We start from the raw sequence: 5150 nt of genomic DNA on the forward strand, positions 1-5150 counted from the left end.
CGCCGGGGGCGGTCGGCGTCCCGGGGGAGGCGTCGAGGGACTCGAGCGCGACGAGGGCGACGGCCTCGGCCAGCTGCCCGGCCGGCAGGGCGGGGACGGAGTCGTCCGCACGGTGCTCCAGGTCCCAGGGGATGTGGACGAAACCGGCGGCGCGGGCGGTGCCCGGCGCATGCAGCACGGCGTACATAAGGTGGTTGCAGACGAAGGAGCCGGCGGACAGGGACAGCTGGGCAGGGATGTCGGCGGCCTGGACGGCGGCCAGCGCACGCTTGACCGGGAGCGTGGCGAACAGGGCGGCCGGGCCGCCCTCGACGACGGGCCGGTCCACCGGCTGGTCCCCCGAGTTGTCCGGGATGCGGGCGTCCTGCAGGTTCACCGCGACACGTTCGAGACGGACCTGCCCGGTGCCTCCGGCCAGCCCGACGCAGACCACGACCTCGGGACGGTGGTCCGCGAGCGCCTCCTGCAGCGCCGGCACCGACGTGGCGAAGACGCACGGGATCTGCACGGCGCGGGCGTCGTGCCCGACGGCGCGCAGGAGGTCCGCCGCGGCGGAGGCGGCGGCCCAGGACGGGTTGGTGGCATCGCCGCCGAAGGGCTCGAAGCCGGTGAGCAGGATCCGGGATGCAGCCGTCATGGGCCGAACACTAACGGATCGCGGCGGCAGGGGGGCCGTGCGGCCGGGATGCGATGGTCTCTGGGGGCCGGAACGGCGGTGCCCACGCGAACCCGGACGACCGAACCGTTCGAACACACTTGCGATCCTGTTCGAATATGTGTTCTACTCTTTGCCATGCGATGGGAAGCGCAGACCCTGCGGGCCGGGAGCGGCACCGAGCAGACGGGGACCGGCACACCGGCCGGCGCACCCGCCCTGCTGCCGCTCCCGGACCTGCAGCGGACCGTCACCACGCCGGAGTTCGCTGGCATCACCTTCCATGAGGTGGAGGCGAAGACGGTCCTGAACCGGGTCCCGGAGGCCTCGCAGATGCCGTTCCGGTGGACCGTCAACCCGTACCGGGGCTGCACGCACGCCTGCCGCTACTGCTTTGCCCGCAGCACCCACGAGTTCCTGGACCTGGACGCCGGCGCGGACTTCGACCGGCAGATCGTGGTGAAGGTGAACGCCCCCGAGGTCCTGCGCGCCGAGCTGGCCCGCCCCACCTGGGGCCGGGAGACCGTCGCCCTGGGCACCAACACGGACCCCTACCAGCGGGCGGAGGGTCGCTACCGGCTGATGCCGGGGATCATCTCCGCGCTCGCCGAGTCCGGCACCCCGTTCTCGATCCTCACGAAGGGCACCCTGCTCACCCGGGACGTGCCGCTGCTCGGCGCCGCCGCACGGTCCGTCCCCGTGGACGTCGGGGTCTCCCTGGCCCTGCTGGACCCGGCGGTCGCCGCGGCCGTGGAGCCGGGGACGCCGTCGCCGACGGCACGGCTCAAGCTCATCGAGCGGCTCACAGCCGCCGGGGCCCGTGTCCACGTCATGGCGATGCCGATCCTGCCGTGGCTCACGGACTCGGACGATCAGCTGGACACCCTCATGCGTGCCGTCGCCGCGGCCGGCGCGGCATCCGTGCTCACCGGCGCCCTGCACCTGCGTCCCGGCGCACGGCAGTGGTACCTGGACTGGATCGCGGCCGAGCACCCGGAGCTGCTGGACGGCTACCGCCGCATGTACGCCCGGTCCTCCTATGCTCCGGCCTCCTACCGCGCCGGGCTGGAACGCCGGGGCGTCGCCGCCGCCCGCCGCTACGGCCTGGCGATCGGCGGGGCGCAGGGGATCCGACGGGAGGACGGGCCGCGGATCGAGTCACGCCCGCTGCCGATCGGCGAGGGACGGCCGGCCACCGCCCACAGGACGGTTCGGCGCAGCCGCCGCCCGCACCCGACGCGGACTGGCGGCTGCGGCGGACTCCGCCGGGGTCGCACTGCGCCCGGCACTCACACAGCCGGCGCTGTTCTGAGCGTGTCCGGGGCGAGCCGGTCCAGCAGGGCGTCCACGATCGGTCGGTCCGCCGGAATCCAGTCGAGGGCGTGCAGGTCCGCTCGCGTCAGCGCGGTCCACTGCAGGAGGTCGTGGTCCTCCAGGGGCTCCGGACCCGCCGACCCCGCGCGGAGGACACCGACGAACACCCTCATGAACGCGCCGTTGGCCAGCAGCCATCCACGCGGGTCCGCGGACTCGACCTCCACGCCGAGCCGGACCTGCGCCCCGAGCTCCTCATGCACCTCCCGTTCCAGGGCCGCACGCGGCCCCTCCCCCGGCTCCACCTTCCCACCGGGGAACTCCCACAGCCCGGCCAGGGCCTCCGGTGCGCTCCGGCGGGCGGCCAGGATCCGCCGCGGCGCGGCCGGATCGTCGATCAGCGCGACGCCCACGACCAGCGGCTTCGACGGGTCGGGCTGCACGGACGGGGAGGGCGATGTGGGCGAACTCATGACCCCAGCCTAAGGACGCGGCCGCTCCTCCCGTTCCATGGGTCGTAGGCTTGGCAGGTGGACCAGCCCGAACACCGACTCCGCTCCCGCACGACCCTCCCGTCGGCCCCGACACCCGAGGGCCCGCCGGCCCCCGCCCTCGGCACGGACGCGAACGGCCCACGTCTGCACGGACGGCGCCTGCTCTGGGCCGTGCTGGCCCTGGCGATGGGCAGCTTCGCGATCGGCACCACCGAGTTCACCATCATGGGCCTGCTCCCGGAGGCCGTCGCCGACCTGGACGTGTCCCAGGAGGCCGGCGGCGTGCTCATCTCCATGTATGCACTCGGTGTGGTCGTGGGCGCCCCGACCCTGGCGGCGGCACTGTCCGCGGTGGACCGGCGGCGCTCCTCCATGCTGCTGATGGGACTGTTCGCGGTGGGACACCTCGGCTCCCTGCTGGCCCCGACGATCGGTTGGATGATGGCGGCCCGGTTCCTCTCCGGCCTCCCCCACGGCGCGTTCTTCTCCGCCGCCGCCCTCGCCGCCGCCCACCTGGCCGGACCGACCCGCCGCGGCCAGGCCGTCGGCTGGGTCCTGGCGGGACTGTCCGTGGCCAACCTGCTCGGCGTCCCCGCGGCCACCGCCCTGGGCCAGCAGGCCGGCTGGCGGTGGATGTTCGTGGTGGTCGCCGCGTGCGCGGGCCTCTGCATCCTGGCCACCTGGCTGCTGGTGCCGCCGGTCCCGGCACCGGAGGGCAGCAGCATCCGCCGCGAGCTGAGGGGGCTGACCTCCCCGCGGCTGTGGAGGACGGCGCTGGTCGGGGTCCTCGGCTTCGCCGGGATGTTCTGCCTGTACACCTACATCGCCGCCCTGCTGACGGACGTGGGCGGACTGGCGCCGCGGCACATCCCACTGGTCCTGGCACTGTACGGAGTCGGCATGGTGGTGGGCACGCTGATCGGCGGCGCCATGACGGACCGGGACCCCGTCCGCACGCTGCGGCTGTCCTTCCTGCTCTCCGCCGTCACACTGCTGCTGGTCTACCTGCTCTCCCCGTGGTGGTGGGCCGCACTCCTCCCCCTGTTCCTGGTGGCCGTCTGCGGCTCGGGCATCGCCCCGGCCCTGCAGGTCCTGCTCGTGGACGCCGCGCCGGCCTCGCCCCAGCTGGCGGGCTCCCTCAACCACTCGGCCCTGAACATGGCCAATGCGATCGGAGCCTGGGTGGGTGCGGCGATCATCGGCGCCGGACACGCGGCGAACGTCCCGTCACTGGCGGGTGCGGCCGTCGCAGCGCTCGGCCTGGCGCTCTCCTGCACGCTCATCCGACGTCAGTCTGTGTAATCCCAATGCTCATGGAAGTGGAGCGAGAGAAAACACACAGTATCCGTGAGCGGAAAAGAGACTTTTGCCCTGTGGTCCCGGTACAGTGATCGGGCAAGACATTTTCGCACTCTCGAAAGGTGACAAGCACATGGGTATCATCGCTTGGCTCGTTCTCGGTCTCATCGCGGGCGCCATCGCCCGCCTCATCCTCCCCGGCCACCAGGGCACCGGCTGGATCGGCGCCCTCATCACCGGCCTCCTCGGCGGGCTCCTGGGCGGCTGGATCGCCGGCGCCCTCGGCATCGGCGCCATGGACAAGTTCTTCGACCTCGGCACCTGGATCTTCGCGATCCTCGGTGGCGTGATCGTCGCCTTCATCTGGCAGGCCATCACCGGCCGCCGCGGTGCCCGTCACTGATCTGACGCACCACACCAGAAAGGCCCCCACCCGGTTCGGGTGGGGGCCTTTCTCATGCCTGCCCATGCACGACCGCCTGCGCATGGACGACTGCCTGCTCGAGGACGAGGCGCGCATCCACTCCTGAAGCAGGCGAGCGATCCGCCGTCGTACAGCGACGAATGCCGCGCGGTCAGCGGGCGCGGTGTCCGGCCATCGCCGACGCGTAGAGGCAGACGGTGGCCGCGGTGCCCACGTTGAGGGATTCTGCCGCCCCGTAGAGCGGCACGGCGACGGCCTGGTCGGCGAGGGAGCGCTCCTGGGCGGACAGCCCCTGGGCCTCGTTGCCGAGCAGCCAGGCGGTCGGCGCCGCGAGCCGCTCCGAGGACAACGAGGTGAGCGTGTGGTCCGCGTATCCGTCTGCGGCCCAGACCTGCAGTCCGGCCCCTCGCAGCGCGGCGGTGGCCTCTGCGGCCTCCAGGCCCGTGACCACCGGCAGATGGAAGATCGAGCCCGCCGTGGAGCGGACGACCTTCGGGTTGAACGGGTCCACCGACCCTGCCGTCAGCAGCACGGCATCGGCGCCGGCGGCGTCCGCGGCCCGCAGGATGGTGCCGGCATTGCCGGGGTCCTGCACCCGGCACAGCACCGCCGCCAGCCGCACCGTCTCGGCCGCGAGCACCTGTTCCAGCGTCACGGACGTCGGCAGTGCGGCGACGATCAGGATCCCCTGGCCCGTCACCGCGTCCGACATCGCGGTGAGGACCTCGTCCGAGGCTCGGCGGACGGTGAGCCGCCGGGCGGACGGCGCGCGGCCGTCGTCGTCCCCGGCGGATGCGGAGGGGTGAGCCGGGCGGAACGCGGCGGCCTCCTCCACGAGGGCCGCCAGCTCCGGGTTCCGCTGCGCGAGCCGTTCGGAGACGTAGACCTCACGGGCCACCTCTCCTGCGGGCCACGCCGCGCGTGCCCCCTCCGGGCCAGGCCGAGGTGGGCGCGCAGCGCCTCG

Annotated in this window: 5 protein-coding genes and 1 pseudogene; 3 read left to right on the forward strand and 3 right to left on the reverse strand. The window is 73.2% G+C overall.

Features of this window, described 5'->3' with window-relative positions:
• Positions 1 to 637, reverse strand: a 637-nt coding sequence (locus AC2W7A_RS09285) for a pyroglutamyl-peptidase I (protein WP_485991114.1), incomplete at its 3' end; no start/stop codon positions are given.
• 156 nt (positions 638 to 793) lie between these two features.
• Between AC2W7A_RS09285 and AC2W7A_RS09290 the strand changes: the two are divergent.
• Positions 794 to 1822 (forward strand): annotated as a pseudogene (locus tag AC2W7A_RS09290) (Rv2578c family radical SAM protein); the annotation flags it as partial.
• Positions 1823 to 1944: 122 nt separating this feature from the next.
• Here AC2W7A_RS09290 and AC2W7A_RS09295 read toward each other — a convergent pair.
• On the reverse strand, positions 1945 to 2442 hold the full coding sequence (locus AC2W7A_RS09295; RefSeq protein WP_485991118.1) for a (deoxy)nucleoside triphosphate pyrophosphohydrolase: 498 nt from the start codon (positions 2440 to 2442) through the stop codon (positions 1945 to 1947).
• A gap of 57 nt (positions 2443 to 2499) precedes the next feature.
• On the opposite strand from AC2W7A_RS09295, the gene AC2W7A_RS09300 reads away from it, so the two are divergent.
• Positions 2500 to 3765, forward strand: coding sequence for an MFS transporter (locus tag AC2W7A_RS09300; RefSeq protein WP_485991115.1), 1266 nt, complete (start codon positions 2500 to 2502; stop codon positions 3763 to 3765).
• Positions 3766 to 3895: 130 nt separating this feature from the next.
• Positions 3896 to 4165, forward strand: a complete 270-nt coding sequence (locus AC2W7A_RS09305) for a GlsB/YeaQ/YmgE family stress response membrane protein (protein WP_485991116.1) — start codon at positions 3896 to 3898, stop codon at positions 4163 to 4165.
• 172 nt (positions 4166 to 4337) lie between these two features.
• Here the strand turns inward: AC2W7A_RS09305 and AC2W7A_RS09310 are convergent, their stop codons facing one another.
• Positions 4338 to 5084, reverse strand: coding sequence for a TrmH family RNA methyltransferase (locus tag AC2W7A_RS09310; protein ID WP_485991117.1), 747 nt, complete (start codon positions 5082 to 5084; stop codon positions 4338 to 4340).
• Positions 5085 to 5150 lie beyond the last annotated feature (66 nt).

This window comes from Micrococcus sp. LASM2_SD2, assembly GCF_057364565.1.